At 64.4% G+C, this 23837-nt stretch carries 24 protein-coding genes; 15 read left to right on the top strand and 9 right to left on the bottom strand.

Annotated elements, in window-relative coordinates:
* Position 1: 1 nt before the first annotated feature.
* Positions 2-781 (bottom strand): cyclase family protein, encoded by a 780-nt coding sequence (locus OPU69_RS01085; RefSeq protein ID WP_498508977.1) that lies wholly within the window; start codon positions 779-781, stop codon positions 2-4.
* A 135-nt stretch (positions 782-916) separates the two neighbouring features.
* On the opposite strand from OPU69_RS01085, the gene OPU69_RS01080 reads away from it, so the two are divergent.
* The 3 genes from OPU69_RS01080 (at position 917) to OPU69_RS01070 (ending at position 3065) form a co-directional block, all read left to right on the top strand.
* Entirely contained in the window at positions 917-1381 is a 465-nt protein-coding gene (locus tag OPU69_RS01080; RefSeq protein WP_498508976.1) for a MarR family winged helix-turn-helix transcriptional regulator, read from the top strand.
* 161 nt (positions 1382-1542) lie between these two features.
* Positions 1543-2673 (top strand): cobalamin-independent methionine synthase II family protein, encoded by a 1131-nt coding sequence (locus OPU69_RS01075; RefSeq protein ID WP_498508975.1) that lies wholly within the window; start codon positions 1543-1545, stop codon positions 2671-2673.
* Positions 2670-3065, top strand: a complete 396-nt coding sequence (locus tag OPU69_RS01070; RefSeq protein WP_060979294.1) for a nuclear transport factor 2 family protein — start codon at positions 2670-2672, stop codon at positions 3063-3065. The genes OPU69_RS01075 and OPU69_RS01070 overlap by 4 nt, the downstream gene beginning before the upstream one ends.
* A gap of 7 nt (positions 3066-3072) precedes the next feature.
* Here OPU69_RS01070 and OPU69_RS01065 read toward each other — a convergent pair whose 3' ends face one another.
* Genes OPU69_RS01065 through OPU69_RS01055 form a run of 3 tightly spaced genes read right to left on the bottom strand, consistent with a single transcriptional unit; the run spans position 3073 to position 6826 of the window.
* A complete protein-coding gene (locus OPU69_RS01065) occupies positions 3073-4494 on the bottom strand; it encodes an MFS transporter (RefSeq protein WP_060979293.1) in 1422 nt (473 codons plus the stop codon).
* A 2-nt stretch (positions 4495-4496) separates the two neighbouring features.
* A complete protein-coding gene (locus OPU69_RS01060) occupies positions 4497-6176 on the bottom strand; it encodes a GMC oxidoreductase (RefSeq protein ID WP_060979292.1) in 1680 nt (559 codons plus the stop codon).
* A 17-nt stretch (positions 6177-6193) separates the two neighbouring features.
* Complete coding sequence (locus OPU69_RS01055; protein WP_498508973.1) at positions 6194-6826, bottom strand: gluconate 2-dehydrogenase subunit 3 family protein; 633 nt, start codon at positions 6824-6826, stop codon at positions 6194-6196.
* Positions 6827-6921: 95 nt separating this feature from the next.
* Here OPU69_RS01055 and OPU69_RS01050 point away from each other — a divergent pair, with 95 nt between their 5' ends.
* Together OPU69_RS01050 and OPU69_RS01045 are read left to right on the top strand one after the other, a co-directional pair.
* The gene (locus OPU69_RS01050) at positions 6922-7530 is read left to right on the top strand and encodes a thioredoxin family protein (RefSeq protein ID WP_498508972.1); all 609 of its coding nucleotides are present in this window, start codon (positions 6922-6924) and stop codon (positions 7528-7530) included.
* A gap of 4 nt (positions 7531-7534) precedes the next feature.
* On the top strand, positions 7535-8074 hold the full coding sequence (locus tag OPU69_RS01045; protein ID WP_498508971.1) for a hypothetical protein: 540 nt from the start codon (positions 7535-7537) through the stop codon (positions 8072-8074).
* Positions 8075-8175: 101 nt separating this feature from the next.
* Here the strand turns inward: OPU69_RS01045 and OPU69_RS01040 are convergent, their stop codons facing one another.
* Entirely contained in the window at positions 8176-10536 is a 2361-nt protein-coding gene (locus OPU69_RS01040) for a TonB-dependent receptor (RefSeq protein ID WP_060979288.1), read from the bottom strand.
* A 159-nt stretch (positions 10537-10695) separates the two neighbouring features.
* On the opposite strand from OPU69_RS01040, the gene OPU69_RS01035 reads away from it, so the two are divergent.
* The 3 genes from OPU69_RS01035 (at position 10696) to OPU69_RS01025 (ending at position 13056) form a co-directional block, all read left to right on the top strand.
* Complete coding sequence (locus OPU69_RS01035; RefSeq protein ID WP_498508969.1) at positions 10696-10854, top strand: hypothetical protein; 159 nt, start codon at positions 10696-10698, stop codon at positions 10852-10854.
* A 70-nt stretch (positions 10855-10924) separates the two neighbouring features.
* Positions 10925-12274, top strand: coding sequence for an MFS transporter (locus OPU69_RS01030; RefSeq protein ID WP_498508968.1), 1350 nt, complete (start codon positions 10925-10927; stop codon positions 12272-12274).
* Positions 12275-12327: 53 nt separating this feature from the next.
* Positions 12328-13056 carry a class I SAM-dependent methyltransferase gene (locus tag OPU69_RS01025; protein ID WP_498508966.1) on the top strand — a complete coding sequence of 243 codons (729 nt, stop codon included), beginning with the start codon at positions 12328-12330 and terminating at the stop codon, positions 13054-13056.
* A 74-nt stretch (positions 13057-13130) separates the two neighbouring features.
* On the opposite strand, the gene OPU69_RS01020 is transcribed toward OPU69_RS01025, so the two are convergent.
* On the bottom strand, positions 13131-13904 hold the full coding sequence (locus OPU69_RS01020; RefSeq protein ID WP_498508965.1) for a TIM barrel protein: 774 nt from the start codon (positions 13902-13904) through the stop codon (positions 13131-13133).
* Between the two features lie 25 nt (positions 13905-13929).
* On the bottom strand, positions 13930-14772 hold the full coding sequence (locus tag OPU69_RS01015) for a nuclear transport factor 2 family protein (RefSeq protein ID WP_498508964.1): 843 nt from the start codon (positions 14770-14772) through the stop codon (positions 13930-13932).
* Positions 14773-15008: 236 nt separating this feature from the next.
* Here OPU69_RS01015 and OPU69_RS01010 point away from each other — a divergent pair, with 236 nt between their 5' ends.
* Together OPU69_RS01010 and OPU69_RS01005 are read left to right on the top strand one after the other, a co-directional pair.
* Positions 15009-16031, top strand: a complete 1023-nt coding sequence (locus OPU69_RS01010; protein WP_498508963.1) for a sugar phosphate isomerase/epimerase family protein — start codon at positions 15009-15011, stop codon at positions 16029-16031.
* A 13-nt stretch (positions 16032-16044) separates the two neighbouring features.
* The gene (locus tag OPU69_RS01005; protein WP_060979283.1) at positions 16045-16419 is read left to right on the top strand and encodes a C-glycoside deglycosidase beta subunit domain-containing protein; all 375 of its coding nucleotides are present in this window, start codon (positions 16045-16047) and stop codon (positions 16417-16419) included.
* Positions 16420-16496: 77 nt separating this feature from the next.
* On the opposite strand, the gene OPU69_RS01000 is transcribed toward OPU69_RS01005, so the two are convergent.
* Positions 16497-17552, bottom strand: a complete 1056-nt coding sequence (locus OPU69_RS01000) for a sugar phosphate isomerase/epimerase family protein (protein WP_060979282.1) — start codon at positions 17550-17552, stop codon at positions 16497-16499.
* A gap of 11 nt (positions 17553-17563) precedes the next feature.
* Positions 17564-18679 carry a Gfo/Idh/MocA family protein gene (locus tag OPU69_RS00995; protein ID WP_498508962.1) on the bottom strand — a complete coding sequence of 372 codons (1116 nt, stop codon included), beginning with the start codon at positions 18677-18679 and terminating at the stop codon, positions 17564-17566.
* Positions 18680-18861: 182 nt separating this feature from the next.
* Between OPU69_RS00995 and OPU69_RS00990 the strand changes: the two genes are divergently transcribed.
* From OPU69_RS00990 to OPU69_RS00970, 5 genes are all read left to right on the top strand, one after another.
* Positions 18862-20076 carry an MFS transporter gene (locus tag OPU69_RS00990; protein ID WP_498508961.1) on the top strand — a complete coding sequence of 405 codons (1215 nt, stop codon included), beginning with the start codon at positions 18862-18864 and terminating at the stop codon, positions 20074-20076.
* Positions 20073-20981: an alpha/beta hydrolase gene (locus tag OPU69_RS00985; protein WP_498508960.1), complete on the top strand. Its 909-nt coding sequence runs from the start codon at positions 20073-20075 to the stop codon at positions 20979-20981. The genes OPU69_RS00990 and OPU69_RS00985 overlap by 4 nt, the downstream gene beginning before the upstream one ends.
* Positions 20982-21109: 128 nt before the next feature.
* Entirely contained in the window at positions 21110-21799 is a 690-nt protein-coding gene (locus tag OPU69_RS00980) for a TetR/AcrR family transcriptional regulator (RefSeq protein WP_060979278.1), read from the top strand.
* 80 nt (positions 21800-21879) lie between these two features.
* Positions 21880-23337 carry an MFS transporter gene (locus tag OPU69_RS00975; RefSeq protein ID WP_498508959.1) on the top strand — a complete coding sequence of 486 codons (1458 nt, stop codon included), beginning with the start codon at positions 21880-21882 and terminating at the stop codon, positions 23335-23337.
* Positions 23337-23786, top strand: a complete 450-nt coding sequence (locus OPU69_RS00970; protein ID WP_498508958.1) for a nuclear transport factor 2 family protein — start codon at positions 23337-23339, stop codon at positions 23784-23786. The genes OPU69_RS00975 and OPU69_RS00970 overlap by 1 nt, the downstream gene beginning before the upstream one ends.
* Positions 23787-23837: the final 51 nt, after the last annotated feature.

Raw genomic sequence — 23837 nt, 5'->3', positions numbered from 1 at the left:
CTCAGCGCTCGACAAAGGCCAGCACGCGCAACGGGCTGCCCGATCCTCGCGCGATCTTGAGCGGGGCGGCGACGATAAAGGCTCCGGTCGGCGGCAGCTTGTCGAGATTTTCGAGGCATTGCAGCCCATAGAGCCCCGCACCGTGCAGCAGCGTGTGCGCGGGATAGGCCGGATCCATCAGATGCGCCTGCCCGGCATCGGTGCCGATGGTCTCGACACCAAAGCCCAGGATGCGGCGCTCTTCGATCAGATAGCGCATCGCATCGGGATCGGGACCGGGCGTGTGCGCGCCATCCTCGCCCCGGTTGGTATAGGCCTCGCCGGTGCGCTTCGACCAGTCGGTGCGGAACAGCACCCAGCACCCGGCGGGAATCTCGCCATGCACCGCTTCCCAGGCGCGGATGAAATCGGCGGTGAGCACGAAATCGCTGTCGGCAGCCGCCTGCGCGGAGGCATCGATCACCACCGCCGGGCCGACAAAGCGCTGGGGCGGGATGGTGTCGACGGTGTTGTCGGCCAGGTCCTTGCCGGTCACCCAATGCACCGGCGCGTCGAAATGCGTGCCGGTATGCTCGCCGGTGGTAAAGTTGTTCCAGTGCCAGGCGACGCCACGCTCGTCATAGCAGGAAATCTCCTCACGGCTGAATGCGGCGGTCTGGCCGAAGGGCGGCGGCAGCACCAGCACCGGGGTTTCCTCCGACAGTGGCTGCGTCAGATCGATCGTCTCGATCGCTCCGCTGGCAATGGCGGCGGCAAATTGAGCAAGCGTGGTTCCCGGCATGATTCTCTCCCCGAACAGGCAATGTCCGAAAGAATGTGCCAGACTTGCGTGCACATGCAACTAAAATGTTGCAAATGCACGTTGTGCCCCTTTTCCAGCAACGTTAAGGCAGGCAAAAAGCAGAGGAACGGGCTGGTGGACAAACGACTTTTGGGCGATCCGGGGACCCCGGCCTTTCAGGTGACGTCCTATCCCTTCTATCTGATCAATCGCCTCGCCAGCCGCTACAACGCCGCCATCGAGGCCATATTGCGCGAGATCGAACTCGACATCCCGAGCTGGCGGGTGTTGATGATCCTGGGCGAGGAAACGCCGCGCGGCGTGCGCAGCATCGCCGAGGCGGCGGTCATTCCGCTTTCCACCATGACCCGGATCGTCCAGCGCATGGCGGCTGCGGGGCTTGTCCATTCCGGACCCAGCGCGCGCGATGCGCGGGTGACCGAAGTGTCGCTGACAGCCGAGGGCGAGGAAAAGCTGGCGCTCGCCCGCAAGGCGACCTCGCCGATCTATCACAAGGTGATCCGCGATCTTTCCGCCGAAGATTTCGGCCAGCTGATCGGGCTGCTGAACCGGCTCTACGACAATCTCGGCGACGGCTGACGGCTCAGGTCGGCTTCGCCCTGCGGTCGAAAGGCGGCACCCCCATACGCATGCACACCGATTATTGGATCCATTAATGCTTGGAAGCCTCTCGAAGCTGTGCCAAGCATCCCTCCGCACTGGCTCCCGATGCGGGGCTCGAATGATCAGGGGAGGACATCATGGCCGTTATCGCGACAACGCATGTGGGGTCGATGCCGCGCGGACCCGAGCTCACCGAGCTGCTGCTCGCGCGCGATGCGGGAAGGCCCTATAATGCGGCGGAATTCGACCGTGCCGTGTCCGATGCGGTGAACCGCTCGGTCGCCTTCCAGCGCGATTGCGGCGTCGACATCGTCAGCGACGGCGAGATGGGCAAGGTCGGCTATTCGACCTATATGATCGAGCGGCTGTCGGGCTTTGGCGGGCATATCGACCGCAAGCCCGCCGCCGATCTCGCCGAAGTGCCCGATCTGGCGAAAAAGCTGTCGGCGATCATGGGCAGCCAGGAATTCGTCCGCGCCTCGTGCATCGGCCCGGTCAAGCTGGTGACGCTCGAGCCCCTGCACGATGACATCCGCCGCTTCCGCGCCGCAATGGACGCCTATGGGCAAGGCGCACGCGGCTTCATGAATGCCGCCTCGCCCGGCCTGATCACCGCGTTCCAGGTCAACCGCCATTATCCCAGCCACGAGGCCTATCTTGCCGATCTCGCCGATGCGATGCGCGAGGAGTACGAGACCATCGTCGCCGCCGGGTTCGACCTGCAGCTCGACTGCCCCGATCTCGCGATGTCGCGTCATACTGGCTATCAGGACCTGAGCGAGGCGGAATTCCTCAAGGTCGCCGCTGCCAATGTCGAGGCGCTCAACGCCGCGACGGCCAACATCCCGCCCGAGCGGATGCGGATGCACATCTGCTGGGGCAATTACGAAGGCCCGCACGACCACGACATTCCGCTCGAGCGGGTGATCGATATCGTGCTCTCGGCCAGGCCCGCCACGGTGCTGTTCGAAGGCGCCAACCCCCGGCACGAGCATGAATGGACGGTGTGGCGCGATGCCGCGATTGCCGATGACAAGCTGCTCGCCCCCGGCGTCATCGACACCTGCTCCAACTATGTCGAGCATCCCGAGCTGATCGCGCAACGGATCGAGCGCTTTGCCGGTATCGTCGGCGCAGACCGGGTGATTGCCAGCACCGATTGCGGGTTCGGCACGTTCGCGGGCTATGGCAAGATCGACCCGCTGGTAACGGCGAAGAAGCTCAAGGCACTGCGCGAGGGTGCGGATATCGCGGCGGCGCGGCTATGAGCCCTGCGGAACGCCAGGCCATCGAATGGGAATGCGCGCGGTTGATCGCGCTCTATGCCAACCTCAATGACGCGCATCGCTGGGAGGACGTAGTCGCGCTCTACCATCCCGACGGGCTAATGACGCGCCCCACTGCGCCCGATATCGAAATCCGCGGACACGAGGCCATTCTCGCCGCGTTCAAGGCGCGCTCGCCGCGGACCACGCGGCATTTCTGCAGCAATGTGGTGATCGACGTCGAGGACGCGCAATATGCGCGCGGCGAGAGCGCGATCCTGCTGTTCACCGGCAGCAGCGCGCCGCTGGTCGGGTCGTTCCACGACCGTTTTATCGCCACCGAACAAGGCTGGCGCTTCCTCGAACGGCGCGGGTCGCTGACCTTCCAGCCCTGAACCGGGCTCAGTGCCCTGCGGGCGCTGGCCTGGCCGCGAAGATATTGCCCGGCAGCCTGGCGGCCAGCAGCACGCTGATGCCCAGCAGGCTGGCGATTACCGCGATCGCTGCGGTCGAGGGCGGGACGCTCGCGCTGCGCCCCCAGGCGAAATAGACGCTGCCGGCGAGCGCAATGCCCAGCGCGCCGCCGACCTGCTGCGCGGTCTTCATCATCCCGCTGGCGGCACCGGCGTGATCGCGATCGACCTGCGCCACCGAGACCGGCGCGATGCAGCCCGAAAGCGACCCCATGCCGAGCCCGGCAACGACCAGCACCGGCGCGAGCGAGGTCCACGAAAGATCGAGCATGCCGATGCCGAGCAGCACCAGCGCGCTCGCCACCAGCATCGTCGCCCCGCCCAGCACCAGCACCCATTTGCCGTAACGCGGCAGGAAGTTGCGGCCGAGCACCGCGATGCCGATCATCGCGCCCAGGCCGAAGGGCATGTGCAGCAATCCGGTGGTGAGCGCGCTTTCGCCACGCTCGCTCTGCAGCGCAAAGGCGAAGGTCAACAGGAACCCGGCATTGGCGGCGGCGAACACGATCGAGATGCCAAGGCCCAGCCGGAAGGGCAGGATCGACAGCAGCGATGGATCGAACAAGGCAGGCTGACTTGCCCCTACCCGCGCTGCGACATGCCGCCACACCGCGAACAGCAGCGGGGCCACCAGCAGCAGCGCGCCGATCTCGGCCATGCCCCAGCCCGTCTCCGCGCGGGTTAGCGGCCAGAGCAGGCAGAAAACGGCGATCCCGAACAACAGCACACCGATGAAATCGAAGCCGGCGGGATGCGACGACTTGCGATCGGGCAGGAAGAACCAGCCCGACACCAGCGCAAACAATCCGACCGGCAGGTTGATCAGGAAGATCAGCCGCCAGCCCAGGCCGAACAGGTCAAGCTGGATCAGCAGCCCGCCCAGGATCGGCCCGGCAATCGCGGCCAGCCCGCCGACCAGCCCGAACAAGGCCAGTTTCGACACGCGCTCGAGCGGCGTGAACAGCACCTGCATCAGCGCCAGCGCCTGGGGCGACATGATTGCGCCGCACGCGCCCTGCGCCAGCCGCGACAGCACCAGTTGCTCAGGCGTCTGCGCCAGCCCGCAGGCGACCGAAGCGAGCGTGAACCCGGCGACGCCCCAGAGGAACACGCGACGATATCCCAGCGAATCGCCCAACCTGCCGCCCGCCATCAGCAGCAACGCGAAGCTGAGGGCATAGCCCGCAACGGTCCACTGAATCGCCTCGGCCGAGGCATCAAGGCCCGAGGTTATCGCGGGCAGCGCAGTGTTGACGATCGTCAGATCGACAATCTCGAGCACCACCGCGACGATCAATGTCACCAGCGCCAGATTCTGCTGGCGCTTGGTCAAGGGAACGGGTTCGCTCACGGTCAGATCTTGCCTTCGCGCAGCATCGAAGCGGCGGCATCTGCGGCGCGCGCGGTCAGCGCCATATAGGTCAGCGAGGGGTTCTGGCAGGCCGACGAGCTCATCTGCGCGCCATCGGTGACGAACAGGTTCGCGATGTCATGCGACTGGCTCCATTTGTTGAGCACCGATGTCGCGGGGTCATGCCCCATGCGCGCGCCGCCCATCTCGTGGATCGCGGTGCCGCCCGCCCCCGGCTGGTCGAAGCCCATGATGACCTGGCCACCGGCCCTGGTCAGCATTTCGCCTGCGTCGGTCTTGGCCTGGGCAAGCGCGGCGCGCTCCTCCTTGCCAAACGCAAAGGCGATGTTGAGCTGCGGAATGCCATCGGCATCGACCGCCTTGGGATCGAGCGTCAGCCGGTTGCTCGCGCGCGGTACGCAATCGGCAAAGGCCACCAGCACCATCCGCCACATGCCCGGCTTCTGGAGCTTCTGCTTGAGCTCTGCGCCGATGCCCGGATCGCGCTTGCCCGCGGTCCAGGTGCTCTGCAGCGCCCCGCCCTGGAACGAATAGCCGCGCGTGTGCCCCTCGCCGTCCATCGCGTCCATGTTGCGATAGCGCGCGACGACCACGCCGGTGGGACGGTTACCGGTGGTGGTGCGGTCCTCGAAGCCCGGCATCAGCGCGATCGCCGAAAGGGTGTTGGCATGGTCCATGATGTGCGTGCCCAGCACGCCGCTGCTGTTGGCAAGGCCATTGGGCATCGCCTCGCTGGCCGAATTGAGCAGAACGTGCACCGAGTTGAACGCGCCGGCATTGAGGAACACCATCCGCGCGGTCGCGGTCTTGCGCTCCCTGGTATTGCGGTCGAGATAGCGCACACCGGTGATCCGGCGGGTCGCGGGATCGTAATCGAGCTTTTCCACCACCGCGTCGGTGATGACGGTGAGCCGCCCGGTCGCCATCGCGGCGGGCAGCGTGCTCGACTGGGTCGAGAAATAGGCCCCATAGGAACAGCCGCGCGCGCAGATCGAACGGTTCTGGCAGACCCCGCGCTCGCCCTTGCCTTCGGTCAGGTTTGCGGTGCGGCCGATGGTCAGGCGGCGCTCGGGCCAGTTGGCCTGCATCACCTCGCGCACATGCTGCTCGACCGGGTTGAGTGCCATCGGCGGCTGGAAGCGTCCATCGGGAAGCTGCTTCAGCCCCTCCTTCGCACCGGACACGCCGATGAACTCCTCGACCTTGTCATACCAGGGGGCGAGATCGGCATAGCGGATCGGCCAGTCGGTGCCGTGCCCGTCGCGCTTGTTCGCCTCGAAATCATAATCCGACCAGCGATAGGACTGGCGCCCCCAGGTCAGCGAGCGACCGCCGAGCTGGTACGAGCGGAACCAGTTGAAATCGGTGCCTTGCGCCTTGCTGTACGGGTTCTGCGCATCGTTGACGAAATGGTTCTGGGTATATTCGTTGAAATGCCGGTTGAGCATCTGCACCGCATGCTCGCGCGCGTACATTTCCTGGTCGCCGATCCCACGGAACGGCATCTCCCAGGGCGTCTTCAGCTCGGTCGTGTAATCCTGCTGGTGGCGGATATTGCGCCCGCGCTCGATCATCAGCACTTTCAGGCCCGCCTCGGTCAGTTCCTTGGCAGCAAGGCCCCCGGTAATGCCGGAGCCCACGACGATTGCATCGAAATCCATGGTCTTTCCCTTCCCGCTCAGCCGAAATCGACCGCAGTCCAGTCGCTCGAAAAGGCGCGGGTCTGCGGCGTTACAGGGACGTCGGGGTCATAGGTGCCGGGCACCAGGTTGAATTGCAGCTCCTGCGATCCGCCCGGCTCGCTGGTATAGAAACCGGTCAGGATCAGCGCCTTGACCGTGCGCCAAGGGTGTTCGCGGACACCTTCGGCATAGGCTTCGGCATCGAGCGCGGTGAGCCACCCCGCCTGCGCCTCGGGCGCGGCCTTGAGGAAATCGCCCTTGGCGCGCGCATCGAGCTCGGCCTCGAGCCAGGCCGCCTGGTCGAGCGAGCCATCCTTGCGCGCATGGCGCGTGAGCGCGTCGGGCGCATCCTTAGCCAGCGGCGCCCGCGATTTCTCAAGCCCGTGCGCAAGGCCGAGCAGCACGAAATCGCCCGCGCCGACATCACCTGCGCCCGGCGTCTCGGTCTTGGGGATCACGATCTGGCTGACGGTGCGCATCAGCTCGCGCTGGCGCTCGCTTGGCGCTTCGTCGGCTTCGAACAGGTCGAGCCGGATCGCGGCCAGCGGCACGCCGACCACCGCCGCCAATATCGCCGCGCCACCCAGAAACCGCCTGCGGCTCCAGCCCTTGGGCTGCTGTTCTTCCATCGTTCTCAGGCCTCTCCGCCCCATGCCTTGTGCTTGTTCCACTTTAGAAAATCCATTATCAGAATACAAATTCTATTTATAAAAGGAGAGAGACGATGATGAGATGGTCCCGCCAGCTGGATTATGGCAAACATGCCGCGCCGTTCGCGCTGCCCGATACCGATGGGCGCATTCGCACGCTGGAAGAGTTCGAGGCCCCGGCACTGCTCGTCGCCTTCATCTGCAACCATTGCCCGGTGGTGCTGCACCTGCTGCCCGGCCTTATCGATCTCGCGCGCGAATATGCATCCAGGGGGCTGCAGGTGGTGGCCATCTCGTCGAACTCGCCGGAAGACTATCCCGAAGACGACTATCCGCACATGCAGCAGTTTGCGAAGGACCACGACCTGCCCTTCCCCTATCTGCACGACGAGAGCCAGGACGTGGCGCTGGCCTATAACGCCATCTGCACCCCCGATTTCTTCCTCTACGGACCCGATCGTGCGCTCTTCTATACCGGCCAGTTCTGTTCCAGCCGCCCCAAGCTGCCGCACCCGCCGGTGCCGGGCGCACCGCCGCAGCGCACCGATGTGCCCGTGACCGGCGAGGACATGCGCGCCGCTGTCGATGCGCTGCTGGCAGGCCAGGCAGCGCCGGAGCATCAGGTTCCGAGCGCGGGCTGCTCGATCAAGTGGCTGCCCGGCAAGAACCCGTCCTGGGGCTGAGGCGATGACGATCATCGCGCGGCACTGGGTGCCAGCCGCCGCCGTGGTGCCGCAGGAGCGCGGGCCCGAGTTCCTGGGCCCCGTCGATGGCGCGGACTGGTCCGATGGCACGGGCTTCTATCGCGGCTTCTTCACCAGCTTTCGCGTTCGCGCGGGCAAGGCGGTGTGGTTCCACTGGCCGCTGCCCACCCCGGTCGAGCTGGGCGACCATCGGGTAGCGCTCCATTCGCTCAGCCTGCTTTGGGAAACCGGCGATGGCGCCCTGCTCAACTGGGCGACAATGCAGCATGGCGGGATGGACCGGATCGAGCTAATCCCGCGCCTCACCGTTCCACCCTCGGCGCCGGTGCCGTTCGAACCGACACCAGAGTTCCGCCCCTATTGCCCGGAGAACAACCGGCAGCTGAGCGAATTCGTGCTGCCCGCGCCGCTGCCGCTGCGCTTCGGCGTGCAGCTGTGCGTGATGGTATCCGCGCCCGAGGATCGCGACGGGCTGGTGCGCTTCTATGGCGCGGGGGCCGATTTCACGGCAGCCGCCGACTGAACGCAAAAAGGGGCGGGTCCCGCCTCACCGGACCCGCCCCCTCTCGTCATCCGCACCCATCCGGGGGCCACCACATACGCCCCCGGGTCCCCTGGTGCAGATCAGAAGTCGAGCAGCATGCGCACGCCATAAGTGCGCGGCGCGCTGAACTGCCAGTTGTAGATGTCGTCGTTGCCCGCAGCCGTGAAGGCGGCATAGGTCAGCGGCTGGTTGTCCTCGAGATTGCGGGCGAACAGCTGGATGCCGAACTTGCCGGTCTCGTCGCGCCATTCGAGCGTTGCGTCGGTCTGGAAGAAGCTGCTCTGGCGCGAATCCCGGAAGTTGAACACATCCATGAAATAGGCCGACTTGAAGCGGGTGAAGACGCTGGGGGTCAGCGTGCCTGCGCTGCCCAGATCGAACACATGCTCATAGCCTGCCGCGACCACCCATTTCGGCGCCAGCGGGGTGCGATTGCCCGCCAGGTTGGGCTGGACCACCGGGTTCGAGGTAATGTCGCTGTCAAGATCGCCAAGGCCGGTCAGGCAGCCGAGCGTCGGGTGCGTTTCCGAGGCGCAGAACACGGCATAGGACGCCAGGAAGTCATCATATTTCGAGCTCAGATAGTTGATGCTCGCGGTAAAGCGCCCAGAGTCGAACACCTTGATCGACGCATCGAGTTCGAGACCCCAGATGGTCGCGCCACCGGCGTTGAACACCTGGCCACCGATGGTGTTGTCCAGAAGAACGGCCGCCTGGAGATCCTTGTAATCGTAATAGAAGCCCGAGAAGTTGATCGTGCTGGGGCCGAAGCTGCGCTTGATGCCCGCTTCATAGGCCGTGTTGGTTTCAGGCGCATACTGGCCGATCGTGTCGAAGCCACCCGCCTTGAAGCCGGTCGAGACCTTGGCATAGACCAGCGTATCGCTATCCGGCTTGTAGTTGACGCCGACCAGCCATGTCAGCTTGTCCGCCTTGGCGCGGAGAATATCGGTGCGCTGCGGCGCGGCGGTGATTCGGCGGATGCCGGTGTTGAACAGCGGCGACGTCGGGTTGCCCAGGCCGCCCGGATAGAAGGGGAAGATGCCGGTGCGGCTGTCGTCGGTATAGCGCGCGCCTGCGGTCACCGACAGTTCGTCGGTGATCGGAATATCGACCTGGCCGAAAGCCGAATAGCTGCGGCTGCTGACGTCGCGGCGGAAATAGTTGATGAAGGCGCCATTGGGGCCGGTCAGGAAGGCGGGCAGGAACGGCGGGCCGTTGAACAGGCCGCGCTCGATGAACAGATCTTCCTTGAAATAGAAGCCGCCGAACTGCCATTCAAAGCTGCCCGGGCTGCCGCCGTTCAGCCGAAGCTCGTGGCTCTGGGTTTCGACGTTGTTGGCGAAGTTCTTGAACAAAAAGGCCGGGGTCAGCGCCGCGTCGAAGGCTTCGACGGTACGGCGATAGCCGCCGGTATAGGTCAGCGTCGCCGCTTCGAAATCATAGGCGATCTTGCCGCGCACCACCTTGGAGTCCTGCTCGTTGCGGCTCGGTGCGCGCGCCGAGGTGACATAGTTCTTGCGGTCGATCGTCGCCAGGCCGTTGGTGTTCTGCGGAATGCAGACCACGAAGCGCGGATCGGCACCGATCCTCGTCCAGCCATTCTGGTTGCACCCCGGTCCGGGAACCAGAGCGGGATTGGAGCCGAGGCCGTTGTTATAGTTCACGAAGGCGTTGCCGGCGATGATGTTGTCCACCGCGCTCACCTCGAACGCGAGATCGAGCGTCAGCGGATCGATCGGGTTCAGGTGCAGGCTGACACGGCCCGCGCGGCTGTTGTCATTGCCGGTGCGGACATTGACATTGGGATGGCTGAAAAAGCCGTCGCGCTTGGAATAGCTGCCCGAGAAGCGGATGCCGCCGATATCGCCGATCGGCAGATCGACACCGCCCTGAACCAGCACGTGATCGAAATTGCCGTAGGAGGCGGCGAGGTTGAAACCGAAATCGTCGCCGGGCTTGCGGGTGATGAAGTTGACCGCGCCGCCGGTGGCATTGCGCCCCTGCAGCGTGCCTTGCGGCCCGCGCAGCACCTCGACGCGCTCCAGATCGAACAGCGATGCGTTCATCACGGTCGGGCGGTTGATATATTCGCCGTCGATATTGACGACGATCGAGGCGTCCTGCGTTTCGGCATTGTCGTTGGTGCCGATACCGCGCAGCGTGACGCGCGTCAGGTTGGTGTCGTTGGTGATCTGCACTGCCGGAGCGAGGCGCTGGATGCCGGTCAGATCGCTGATCCCGGCCTTTTCGACATCTTCGCCGCTGACCACCTGAATGGCGATCGGAACATCCTGGACGTTCTGGACGCGGTTCTGCGCAGTAACGACGATTTCCTTGTCGGCATCGACTTCGGTAGCGTCCTGCGCATGAGCAGGCGCTGCGAGCGCTATCGCGCCGACCCCCAGCAACAGCGCAGCACGAATGGCGTGTGAGTGCATCTCGGCAATCCTCCCCTCAAAGGCCCGCCTGCGGATCTGCCCGCTTATGACGGCGTGATTAGAACGACTAAAACTAGAATGATGATTTTATATATTGACCTTGCGGTGTCAAGCTTTAGCCCAATCGATTGAAATTATCCGAGACAATCCGTTTCATGAATGCTCTTTGCCCTGATCAACGGAAAACCGCCATTTCGCGCGCCGTGGTTGCAGCAGAAACCAGTCCGCGCCTTTGACATTCGCGCAACAGGCTATGCAAAAAATGCGTTGCCAAGCCATATCGCGCAGCTTTATACGAATCAGCATTCTAATAAATAGCAGCCAGTCGGAGCTGCCAGGCGATCCAGGCCGCAAGGCCGATCGGTGCCGCTGCATGGGGAGAGGAACCATGTCCGGGACACGTTTGCGGCTGACCGAAAAGCTGAGCTATGGCTTTGGCGATATGGGCTACAGCCTGCCCTACAACATGGCGAGCGGCTTCCTGTTGCTCTACTATGTCAATGTCGTAGGCCTGCCCGCTGCGGCCGTCGGCACGATCTTCCTCGTGGCGCGATTGATGGACGCGGTGATCGACATGGGCGTCGGCATTGCCGTCGACCGGACGCGGAGCCGCTGGGGCCGCACCCGCCCCTATTTCCTGTTCACCGCCCTGCCCTATGCCCTGCTGTTCGTCGCAACCTTCGCCGTGCCTTCCGGCTGGAACCAGACCGCCCAGCTCGCCTATGCCTTCATCACGTTCAAGCTGCTCGGCATCGTAATGAGCTTCGGCTCCATCCCCTATAGCGCGCTGCTGCCGATGATGAGCAGCGACCGCAGCGATCGTCTGAAGCTGGGCGGAATGCGTTCGATCGGCACCTCGGTGGGCGTCGTTCTGGGCACAGCAGCGGTGCAGCCCATCCTCGCGGCCTATGGCGGCGAAAAACAGCCCGGCGGCTATCTCGCCGCCGCCGCGATCTTCAGCGTGCTGTCGATGCTCTGCATCCTCGCCCTGTTCCGCAACTGCCGGGAGCGGGTGGTCGACGACGCGTCTGCGCGTTTCCCCATCCTGCCGGAGATCGGCAAGATGCTGCGCAACCGCGCCTGGCTGGTCTCCTTCCTGTTCTGCCTGGTCTATTTCGTCCGTTTTGGCGGAATGATGGCGATTACCGCTTATTTCGCGATCGATGTGATGCAGGCGCCCTGGATGATCGGCGTGATGCTGCCGGCGGTGGCGGGCATGCTGCTGCTCTCGGCGTTCGTCGCCCCCACCATCCTCGCCCGCACCGGCATCCGCAACGGTTGCGTTGCGATGCTCGGCATCGCCGCGCTGCTGTTCGCCATCCTGCCGCTGGTCGAAGGCCAGCCGACGGTGTTTCTTGCCATTTACATTGCCGCATGCCTTGCCACGTCGGTCACCACCACCGCCGCCTTCGCGATGATCGCCGAGACGGTGGATTATCACGAGGCACAATTCGGCGTGCGTCGCGAGGGCTTGCTGTCCGCGGGCGTCAGCCTTGCGACCAAGGTCGGCATGGCGCTCGGCACGGCAGGCATCGCCTTCATCCTGGCCGGTGCCGGCTATGATCCCGCCGCAGTCACCGATGGTGCGCGCGCAGCGATCCGCTGGACCTATTATGGCGGGATCATCACCCTGCTGCTCGCGCAGATCGGCATCGTGCTGGCATGGCCGAATGCCCAGACCCGACGGAGCCCGGACGAAGAGGAAGGCGAAATCGGCCTGACGCCATCCAGCATCTGAGCGCTCACCGGAAAGGGCTGTCGGTGCCGCAGGGGCTGTTCTAGAAAGCCCGTATGGACGCGAAATACGACACCATCGGTCTCAACTATGCCGAACTGCGGCGCCCCGATCCCCGGATCGGCGCGCGCATCGCAAAGGCGCTCGGGCCGGCTCGCACGGTCGTCAATATCGGCGCGGGGACAGGATCCTATGAACCATCCGACCGGGATGTCACGGCGGTCGAGCCATCGATCGAGATGATCCGCAAGCGGTCGCCTGGCGCGGCGCCCGTAGTGCAGGCGAGCGCCGACAGCCTGCCTTTCCCAGACCGCAGCTTCGATGCGGCCATGGCCGTCCTCACCATCCATCACTGGCCGGACAAGCAGGCAGGCCTGCGCGAAATCCGCCGGGTAACGCGCGGTCCGATCGTCATCCTGACCTTCGACCCCGGCGCCCGCCCCTGGCTGACCGACTATTTTCCGCAGCTGTCGGCGCTGGATGAGGCGCAGATGCCCTCCCTGACCGATTATGCCCGCTGGCTTGGGTCCGTGCGGATCGAGCCGGTGCCGGTCCCGCGCGATTGCAGCGACGGCTTTCTCTACGCCTATTGGGTTCGCCCCCACGCCTATCTCGACGCGCGCGTCCGCTCGGGCAGTTCGTCGTTCTGGTCGATCGACGATGTCGGTAGCGGGCTAGAGCGGTTGCGCGGCGATCTGGAAACCGGGGAATGGCAGCGCGCTTATGGGCATCTGCTGCACCAGCCGGATTATGATGCGGGCTACCGGCTGGTCATCGCCGATTAGCGCCCAAAAGCAAAAAAAGGGGGTGCCCGTGGCCGGGGCACCCCGAGTGGGAAGCGCGTTGGAGCGGCTGGCCGTCAGGTGGCGAGCGCGCGGATATGCGTCAGCGCTGCAGCGGTATCGCTGGTGCTGGGGGTCAGTTCGAGGCCCAGCGCACCGGTATAGCCGACGCTTTCGATCAACTTCAGCATCGCAGGCCAGTCGATCTGACCGGTGCCCGGCTCAGCCCGTCCCGGCGCATCGGCGATCTGGATATGGCCGACCAGATGCGCGACCTTGGGCAGGACCTCGGCTGGGTTCTCGCGCTCGGTGGTCGAATGATAGAGATCATAGAGCAGCTTGACCTGCGGGCTGCCGATCTTCTCGATCACCGCGACCGCATCCTCGGTCATGCCGAACAGCACGCCCGGATGGTCGACCCGGGTGTTGACCGGCTCGAGCAGGATGGTCAGGCCATGCGCCTCGGCCACTGGCACGACGCTGGCGATCGCCCCGGCGACGATGTCGAGCTGCGCCGGACGCTTCATATAGGGCACCGCGATCCCCGACGGCACGACGATATTCGTCGCCCCCAGCTCGGCTGCCTCTGCAGCTGCCTGCGCGAACATCTCGCGAAAGCGCTCGTGCTGATCGGCCATCACCAGCGCGATGCGCGGATCGGTGACGGTGGCGAGCAGTTCGCACCCCGTCTCTGCCAGCGCGGCCTTGAGGCTGGGCACGTCACGATTGGCGGTGGTGAAGATTTCCACCTTGCGGAATCCCGCCCTGGCCGCTGCGGCCATGCGGTCCTCGAGCCGGTCGCCGGCCTCGTGGAACATGTATTCCAGGTTTACGCTGAGTTCGAAGGGCATGAATTGGTCTTTCGTTGAGACAAAGTCAGTAGGCGAAGGTTTCGCTGAAGGTGCGATAGGGTTCGGGCGGACGCGCCTCGAGCCGCTGGGGGGTGTCGGTGCGGTACATGTTGCCCATGACCGTGGCAGGGCCATCGACCGGCGGCATGAACACCGGTTTGCCATCCTCGCCGACATACATCAGGTCGACATTGAACGAGTCATCCTGGGCAGCGGCGGCGAAGGGAATCCAGCCCATGCCGTAGGGCGCGCGGGCGACTTCGAAGCAGTGGAAATGCCAGATCTTCCACTCGCCATCCTGCTTGATGAAGTCGATGCCGTATTTGAGATACACATTGTGCATCCACACCTTCTTGCCGTTGACCAGCTCCTTCTCGAACATCCAGGCGGGCATGTTCTTGGCATGCTCGGGATCGACCAGGCCCGATTCGATGCCGTTGACGATCCACAGGCCCTTGGCGGTCTGGCCGTCACCGGCAATCTCGATGATCGGCGTAGTGACATAGTGCATGATCAGCTTGCCGCGAGGCGCGGGCCGGCCCTGGTGATAGGAGATGATCTTGTCCCAATCGGTGTAGACGCCGAGGTTGGAATATTGCGCGCGCACGTCGGGCGTGCCCTTCCTGGCCCAGAGCGGAATGATGTCGGTGTCGCGAAAGGCGTTGTGCAGATACATGTAGCGCGAGAACAGGTTTTCCACTTGGGCGCGATCCTGCGCGACCGAGGCGACCTGGCGCAGCGTGGCCAGTTCCTTCTCGAGTGCGGCGACACGCTGGTCGGCGGTCTCGGCCTGCGCGGTGAATGGCAGGAACAGCGCTCCGCAAGCCATGGCCGCGGCAGCGCCCATCATGTGACGACGGATGGTCATCTTCTCTCTCCCGTTCTGCATGTTTCTACTGAATAAATATAATAATTCTAATTCTGTCAATCCGTCGAATCCGGCTGGAATCCGCCGAATCTCAGGGGTTGACCTCGAAGGAAAATTATACGAATATTGGTTCTAATTAAGGCTTCGGCCCCAGGGAGAGGGTTCTGGCAAACCGCCGCAGCGCGGCCCAGCCCTCTTCCGATTCGACCCGTGCGATCCCAGTGGAGAGGACCCAAATGACCTATGACATCAAAAGGGGCGTCAGCCTCTATTCCTATCAGAACGATACCTTTGACGGCACGCTGACCCGCGACGACTGCATCCGGATCTCGTGCGAGCTGGGTGCGAACGGCATCGAGGTGATCGGTGAGCAGAGCTTCTGGGGCTGGCCCGAATGCGGCGTGAACCAAGCGGACATCGCCGCTTTCCACGAAAGCATGAAGCGCCATGGCGGGGTCGGCGTCAGCCACGATTTCATGCTCGACTACAAGCGCTACAAGGGCCGCCCGATGCCGTTCGAGGAGCAGGTGGCGAGCGTCAAGAAGGACATCGATTTCGGTGCTCTGCTGGGCATGAAGTTCATCCGCGCACTGGTGTCGATCGCGCCCGAGGTGCTGGTCGCCGCTGCGCCCTATGCCGAGGAAAAGGGCATCAAGATCCTGATCGAGGTGCACGCGCCGCTGCACTTCGATCATCCCTGGATCATCCGCCACGCCGAGGCCTTCGAGAAATCGGGCTCGGATGCGCTGGGCTTCCTGCCCGACATGGGCATGTTCCTGTTCCGCTTCCCGCGCGTGTGGAAGGAAAAGTTCATGCGGCTGGGCGTGCCGAAGAACATCGCCGACTATATCGAAAAGGCCTATGAGGACCGCGTGCTGTCCGAGTACGTCATTCTCGACGTGCGCGAGATGGGCGGCACCGGCCCGGCCATCGCGATGGCCGAGACGCTGCGCCACAATGCCGCGTTCGAACCCAAGCGCATGCTCGACTACATGCACCGCATCCACAACATCCACGGCAAGTTCTACGAGATGACCGAGGATTATGTCGAACCCTCGATCCCCTATGACGAGATCGTCAGGGTGCTCAAGCTCGGCGGCTACAAGGGCTATATCTGCTCGGAATATGAGGGCAATCGCTGGATCGAGGACCATGAGGAGCCGAACTCGGTCGAACAGGTCCGTCGCCAGCAGGTGATGCTGGCCCGGCTGCTCGGCGAGACCGAAACCCCCGCGCTCAAGACCCCGCTGGCCGCCTGAGGAGACTGATACCATGATGGACCACAAGATGATCGTCGCAGGCAGCCTGAAGGCTGTCGAGGGTGGCTTCGCGCTCGAGGCACGCCTGCCCTATTATCGCGGCCTCGGCCTCTCGATGGTGGAGGACGTTGCCGTCACCGTCGACGGCACCACCTATCCGCGCGAGGCCGTGCGCTTCACCGTGCGCGAGGCGACCTACACGCTTGATGAGATGGAAACCTGCTACGACAATCGCTGGAATTTCGGCGAGAAGGCGCTGATTACCGTGCTGGGCGCAGAGCTTGCCCCCGGCGACCACAAGGTGACCGTCGCGGTGCGCAAGCGCATCTCGTACCTGCCCTTCATCCCGACGATGACGGCAAGCAAGGACCTGGCGCTCGCCGCCTGATCGCCTGCTGGCAGAAAAAAGCCCTCCGGAATCGTGCGATTCCGGAGGGCTTTTTTCTCGTCTCGGATGCGCCGGGCTCAGTCGATCCCCATCAGCCGCTTGTTCAGTTCCCGGTCGGCACCGCCCGCCGCGAAATCGTCGAACGCATGCTCGGTGACGCGGATGATGTGCTTCGCAATGAACGGTGCGCCCTCGGCCGCGCCCTGTTCGGGATGCTTGAGCGCGCATTCCCATTCGAGCACCGCCCAGCCGGCAAAGTCATTGGCCGCCATCTTGCTGAAGATCGCGGGGAAATCGACCTGTCCGTCGCCCAGGCTGCGGAAGCGTCCGGGCCGGTCGACCCAGGACTGATAGCCGCCATAGACGCCGCTGCGGCCATTGGGGCGGAATTCGGCATCCTTGACGTGGAAGCATTTGATCCGCTCATGATAGATGTCGATATAGGCCAGGTAATCGAGCTGCTGCAGCACGAAATGGCTGGGATCGTAGAGGATGTTGGCGCGCGGATGGTTGCCGACGCGCTCGAGGAACATCTCGAAGGTCACGCCGTCGTGCAGGTCCTCGCCCGGATGGATTTCATAGGCGGCATCGACGCCATTCTCGTCGAACACGTCGAGGATCGGCTTCCAGCGGCGCGCCAGTTCGTCGAACGCATCCTCGACCAGACCTGCGGGCCGCGCGGGCCAGGGGTAGAAATAGGGCCAGGCAAGCGCGCCGGAAAAGGTCGCGTGCGCGTTCAGCCCCAGCTTGCGGCTGGCGATCGCGGCATTCTTCACCTGCTGCACCGCCCATTCCTGCCGCGCCCTGGGGTTGCCGTGGACCGATGCCGGGGCAAAGCCGTCAAACTGCGCGTCGAAGGCCGGGTGCACCGCGACCAGCTGGCCCTGCAGATGCGTCGACAGCTCGGTAATCTCCAGCCCCTTGTCGGCGAGCATGCCCTTGATCTCGTCGCAATAGGTCTGGCTTTCCGCAGCGAGCGTCAGGTCGAACAGCCGCTCGTCCCAGCTCGGTATCTGAATGCCCTTGTAGCCCAGGCCCGCGACCCAGTCGGCGATGCTTTCCAGGCTGTTGAACGGCGCAGCATCGCCCGCGAACTGGGCGAGGAAGATCGCCGGGCCCTTGATGGTCTTCATGGGGATTCCTTTCAAACGGTGAGCGGCACCCAGCCGGAGGCTTCCCGGCTGGCACGGACGGCAGTGTCGACAAAACTCATGCCGCGCAGCGCATCTTCGATGCCCGGCAGCAGCGGCGCAGGCTCGCCACGCAGCAGCCCCGCGAAATCGCGATAGATATTGGCGAAGGCCTCCAGATAGCCCTCGGGATGGCCGGTCGGCGTGCGCGTGCGGCTGGCGGCATCGGGGCCGAGTTGAGGGCCGCCGGCATGCACGATCTCGGTCCGGCCATCCAGGCTGTGCAGGGTGAGCGTGTTGGGCACTTCCTGCCGCCAGACGAGGCCGCCCTCGTCGCCATAGACGCGGATGCGCAGCCCGTTCATCTCGCCAACCTCGATCTGGCTGGCGAGCAGCACGCCGCGCGCACCATTGTCGTAGCGCAGCAGGACGGTGCAATCGTCGTCGACCGGACGGCCCGGCACCACTGCTGCCAGATCAGCGAGCAGTTCAACCACTTTCAGCCCGGTAACGAACTCGGCCAGCTGGAAGGCGTGCGTGCCGATATCGCCGATGCACCCGCCCGGGCCCGAGCGCGCAGGATCGGTGCGCCATTCGGCCTGCTTGCCCACCGCCTCGCCCGCGAGCCAGCCTTGCGGATATTCGACTACCAGCTTGCGGATGGTGCCCAGCGCCCCCGCCGCGATCCTGGCTCGGGCCTCGCGCACCAGCGGATAGCCGGTATAGGTATGGGTGAGCGCATAAGGCAGCCCGGCGGCAGAGACGCATTCAGCCAGTTCCTGCGCCTCGGCCAAGGTCGCGGTGGCGGGCTTGTCGCTGATGACGGGAAAGCCTGCGGCGAGCGCCGCGCGCGCAGCGGGCAGATGGTGGTGATTCGGGCTGACGATGCTGACGAAATCGATCCCGTCCTCGCGCGCTCTTTCGCCCGCGAACATGGCGTCGAGCGAGGGATAGGCGCGCTCCGGATCGATGCGATAGCTTTCGCCCGCCTCGCGGCTGCGCCCGGCATCGCTGGAAAAGCACCCTGCGACCAGCTCGATCTCACGGTCCATTTCCGCTGCAATCCGGTGAATCGGCCCGATGAACGAGCCTGGGCCGCCACCGATCAATCCCATTCGCAAACGCCGCATCGTCGATCCGCTCCTGCCTGTTGTTTTCGAATTCATATTCTAGTTTGTACCGATCGCGCTCGTCAAGGCAGGTTGTGCGCAAGGCTGTGGCGGGCGAAGCTGAGGCTTGACCGGAGCAGCAACGCGCCATAAACTCGAATGCATATTCTAATAATCAGCCGGATCGGCGGCAGGAGAGAGCAGTGCAGGCATTGGCCAATTTCTATCGGGACCTTACCCTCAAGCCGCAGGGCGTCATCGTGGTGCTCGCGGCGTTCCTGCCGATCATCGCGATCGTCGCGATGGGGCCTGCGGTCCCTGCGATGATCCAGCATTTCGCCGATGATCCCGAGGCGCGCGCCAAGGTGCCCGCGATGATCGGCGCGCCGGGCCTGGCCATGGCGCTGATCGCGCCGTTCGCGGGGCTGCTGGTCGACCGCTACGGACGTCGTTCGCTGCTGCTCTTGTGCACCGCGCTCTATGGCGTGTTTGGTGCCGCGCCGCTGTTCCTCAACGACCTTGATCATATCTATTATTCGCGGCTGCTGCTCGGCGTGTCCGAGGCGGGAATCCTGACTGTCGTCAACACGCTGATCGGTGATTACTGGGACGACAAGGGCCGCAAGAACTGGCTGTTCCTGCAGGGGCTGCTCGGCCCCTTCCTCGCTGGGTTCGTCGCGCTGATCGTCGGTTTTGCCACGACCGTGCAGTGGAACGGCGTGTTCCTGGTCTATCTCGTCGCCTTCCCCATCTGGGCAGCGATGTTTGTCTGGCTGTTCGAGCCCAAAAAGGCCGCGGACAAGGGCGTCACCATCGCCGCTGCGCCCGACGGGCGGAAAACCCCCTTCCCGCTGATCAGCCTGATCCAGGTCGCTTCGGTGACGCTGTTCTGCTCGATGCTCTATTACGTGTTCATCATCAACGGCGCGCTGGTCTTCCGCGAGGTGGGCGTAACCGAGCCGCAGAATTACGCCGCGATCATCTTCATCCCGCAATTCTTCATCCTGGCAGGCGCTGCCCTGTTCAAGCTGCTGTCGGATCGGAGCCACGCGGTGCAACTGGGAACGTTCCTGTCGCTGATGGGGCTGGGCCTGGCCGGCATGGGCCTTGCGCATACGCCCGTAATCATGGCCGCTGCGCTGATCGTGCAGCAGACCGCCGCGGGCATGGCGGTGCCTTCGCTGATCAACTGGACGCAGACCAAGTTCGACTATCACCATCGCGGCACCGGCATGGGCATCTGGACAGCCTCGTTCTTCCTGGGCCAGTCGCAGTCGCCACGGATGGTTCACATGATCGATGCGAGCGCCGGATCGATGCAGGGCGCATTTCTGATCGCCGGCTGTGTCGCGCTGGGCGGCGCGGTGCTGGCGATTGTCACCAGCCTTGCTGCACGTCCGCAAGTGGTCAGGGCATGATGCTGCGCGCGCTCGTCTGTGCAACGGCACTGGCCCTCGCCCTGCCCGTCCAGGCGCAACACACTCCTGCCTTCCAGTTCAGCGATGCGGCACGCGCCGATTATCCCGGTGAAATCGTCCTCCGCACCGGCCTCGGGCAGCCGAAGGAAGAATGGTTCCGCCAGGATGGCGCCTTGCAGGTGCGCAACATCAGCCAGGCCACACTCACCCCGTTCCTGCCCGATCCCAAATCGGCGACCGGTGCGGCGGTGATCGTGGCGCCCGGAGGCGGCTTTCTGGGGCTCGCGATCGAGGATGAAGGCTTTCGCGTCGCCCGCTGGCTCGCCGATCACGGCATCGCGGCCTTTGTGCTGAAATATCGCGTGCTGCCCACGCCGGCCGACCCTGCGATCTTCCGCCGCGAGCTGGTGGCGGTGCGAACCGGCAAGGGCCAGGCCAGTTTCCGTCCGCCCGCCGACACCCCGCCCGAGGCGCTGGCCGACGGACAGGCGGCGCTGCGCCATGTGCTGATACAGGCTAGCGAATATCGGATTGACCCCAGGCGCACTGGCATGATGGGTTTTTCGGCCGGAGCCTTTCTGACGCTGTCGGTCATGTCCGCCGATGCGCCCGATGCACGCCCTGCCTTTATCGCGCCGATCTATGGACGGCAGTCTGCGGTGGCGATGCCCGCCAAGGCACCGCCGATGTTCGCGCTGATCGCGGCGGACGATCCGCTGTTCGCCCGCGATGGCTTTGCGCTGGTCGATGGATGGCGCAAGGCCGGCGCACCGGTCGAGTTCCACTTCCTGCAAAATGGCGGTCATGGCTTCGGCCTCGGGCGCGCCGGAACCACCAGCACCGACTGGATTTACGGTTTTCACCGCTGGCTTGACGTGAACGGCATGCTGGCTTCGGAACCTTGACTCGCATTTCGCGGTTGCACAAAGTCAATCTTCGCCGCATGTCGGCTGCCACGTAAAGGTGCGATGACGGAAAACTTGATGCCAAACCTGCCCCTGCCCTCCCCTTTCTGCACGCAAGGAGCCGCGCCATGCCCGGCAGCGTGAAGAAGAAGAAGCAGGAGGCTGCGAACGGCTTTGCGGTCGCCGATGTCAGCCGCAAACCGCAACAGGGCCGCTCGCTGGCATCACTCAAGCGCATGCTGGAAGCCGCACGCGAGCTGATGCTCGAGCGTGGCAGCGAGGAATTCACCCTGCAGGAAGTCAGCGAGCGCGGCCAGGTGTCGATCGGCTCGATCTATCTGCGCTTCGAGAGCAAGGACAATCTGGTACGCGGCGTCATCGCCGAGGCGCTGGAGGAACAGTCCGCCGAGGAAGCCGCCATGGTCCAGCGGCTGAGCACCGAATGCGCGGATCTGGCCAGCTTCGTCTTCGAATATGTCGAAGGCTATGCCGAGGTGCTGCGCAAGCACGCCCCGTTGCTGCGCCTCACGATGATGCGCGCCGAACATGATCCGCTGGTCGCGGCCCCGGGCAAGCAATATGCGCTGCGCGCGGAAACCGATGCGACCCAGGCCATGCTGGCGCATGCTGCGGAATTCGGCGGCGAGGATGCCAGGGACCATGAGGTCAAGGCGCAGTCGGGTTATCACGTGATCTTCGCCACGCTGGCGCGCCAGCTGAGCCTGGGATCGACCGGCGAGTCCGCCCATGCCTATGACTGGAACCTGATGAAGCGCGAACTGGCACGGATGTGCCTGGCCTATCTGCGCGCGGATTGACAATCGCCAAGGCTTAATTAGAGTTCTGATTCTAATAATGGCGCAACGTTAGAGCTGCGCCGGAATCAGGAGATGAGGCCATGGCATCTGCCCCCCCTCTTGCGCAGCGCCTGTCTTGGCCGCAGCGTCTGGCATGGATGGTCTGCGCCATGCCCGAGCTGGTGAAATCCTTCGCCTGGGACGCCTTCGTGCTGTTCTTCTATGCGCAGGTGGTGGGCCTTTCGGGCTGGCTGATCGGCATCGCGATCGCGGTGATCATCGTCTTCGACACATTGGTCGATCCCTGGATCGGGGCGTTTTCCGACCGCTTGACCGGCACCCGGTTCGGACGACGGCACAGCCTGATGTTCGCCGCGATCCTGCCGTTCAGCATCGGCATCGCCATGGTGTTCGCGCCGCCAGCAGGCCTAGCGCAGGTGCAAATTCTCGCCTGGCTGCTCGGCTGGGGTCTCCTCGCGCGCTGCGGCATTTCGTTCTGGACGGTGCCCGCCTATGCGCTGGGGGGCGAGCTGACCAGCGACACGGTCGAGAGACGGCTGGTCGCGGTGCTGCGCAATATCGGCAACCAGCTCGTCATCCTCACCGTCCCGGCGGTGGCGTTCGAAGTCTTCTTCGTCGCCTCCCCCGCCTTCCCCAAGGCGCAGCTCAACCCTGCGCCCTATCCCGGATTCGGGCTGTTCGTCGCGGTCCTGGGCGGCACACTGATGCTGCTCGGCGCGCTTGGCACCTATCGCCGCGCGCGCCAGATCGAGGCGCAGGAGAGCTTCAAGCCGGAAAGCGAAGAAGGCAGCGGTCCCATCGCGGTGCTGATGCGGATGGTCCGGGCGATCCGCATCACACCCAATATCGGCAAGCTGCTGCTGGTCGCATTCCTGGTGCTGTTCGTGAACTCGGTGATCAACCAGCACTCGCTGCACCTCGCCACCTATTTCTGGCAGCTCGACCCAAGCTGGACGCCGCGGCTGCTGATGGCCGCGACCTTCGGATCGCTGCTGGCGATGCTGCTCGCGCCGCTGTTCCTCAAGCTGTTCTCGACCCGTCAGGCGATGGTCATCGGACTGTGCGGCTTCTTTGCGGTGCAGGCGCTCGCGGTGCTGCTGCCTTTGGGCGGGTTTGCCCCGGCTGCCGGAACCGCTGCAATCGGCGCGCTGATCGCGGGCCTGCGTTTTCTCGGTGGCCTGGCCTATGGCCTGTATGTCGTGCCCTTCAACGTCATCACCTACGAGATCGGCGACGAGCACGCCTATGACACCGGACGCCCCGCCCAGGGGCTGGTCTCGAGCTTCATGTTCATCGGCCTGCAACTGGGCAGCGGCGCGGTAGCGCTGCTGGCGGGATCGTTCCTGGGCGTGATCGACTTTCCGGTCGGCCTGCCCGTGGAGGCCATGCCGCAGGACAAGGTCGATGCGCTCGCCTGGTTCGTGCTGGCGCTGGTGACGCTGGCGGGCGGCGCGATGGCGTGGCTGGTCAGCACGTTCAGGATCAATCGCGACAAGGTCGATGCCCTGCGCACGGCACCGGCGGAAGGAACAGCATGATGCGAAACAAGACCCTTATCCTCGCCCTGGCCGCCGCGCTGACATACGCCTGCACGGCCGCGCCGCTGGCCAGCCCGACCGAGGCGAACCGGGCGATCGTCGAGGATTTTGCGCGCATCTTCTATACCGAGCGCGACGTGCGCCGGGCGTTCGAAAGGCATGTCGCGCCGGACTATATCCAGCACAATCCGGGGATAGCCGATGGCCGGGAGGCGGCGATCAAGGCGCTGACGCCGATGTTTTCCCGGCCCGAGGCGCGCTTTGAAATGAAGCGCATCCTGGTCGATGGCGATCTGGCGGCGATCCATCTGTTCGGGCGCGGAGATCCTGCCACGCCGGGCGCGGCGGTGGCCGATATCTACCGGCTGAAGGATGGCAAGATCGTCGAGCATTGGGACATATTGCAGCCCATCCCCACCAGGTCCGCCAATCCGCACCCGATGTTCTGAGCGAATGGCAAGAGAAGGGGCGCGGACCGCAAGGCCCGCGCCCCTTTTTTC

The sequence above is a fragment of the Blastomonas sp. 34TW genome (assembly GCF_059803595.1).
The sequence above is the reverse complement of the archived record's forward strand: the minus strand, read 5'-3'. Positions and strand labels throughout refer to the sequence as shown.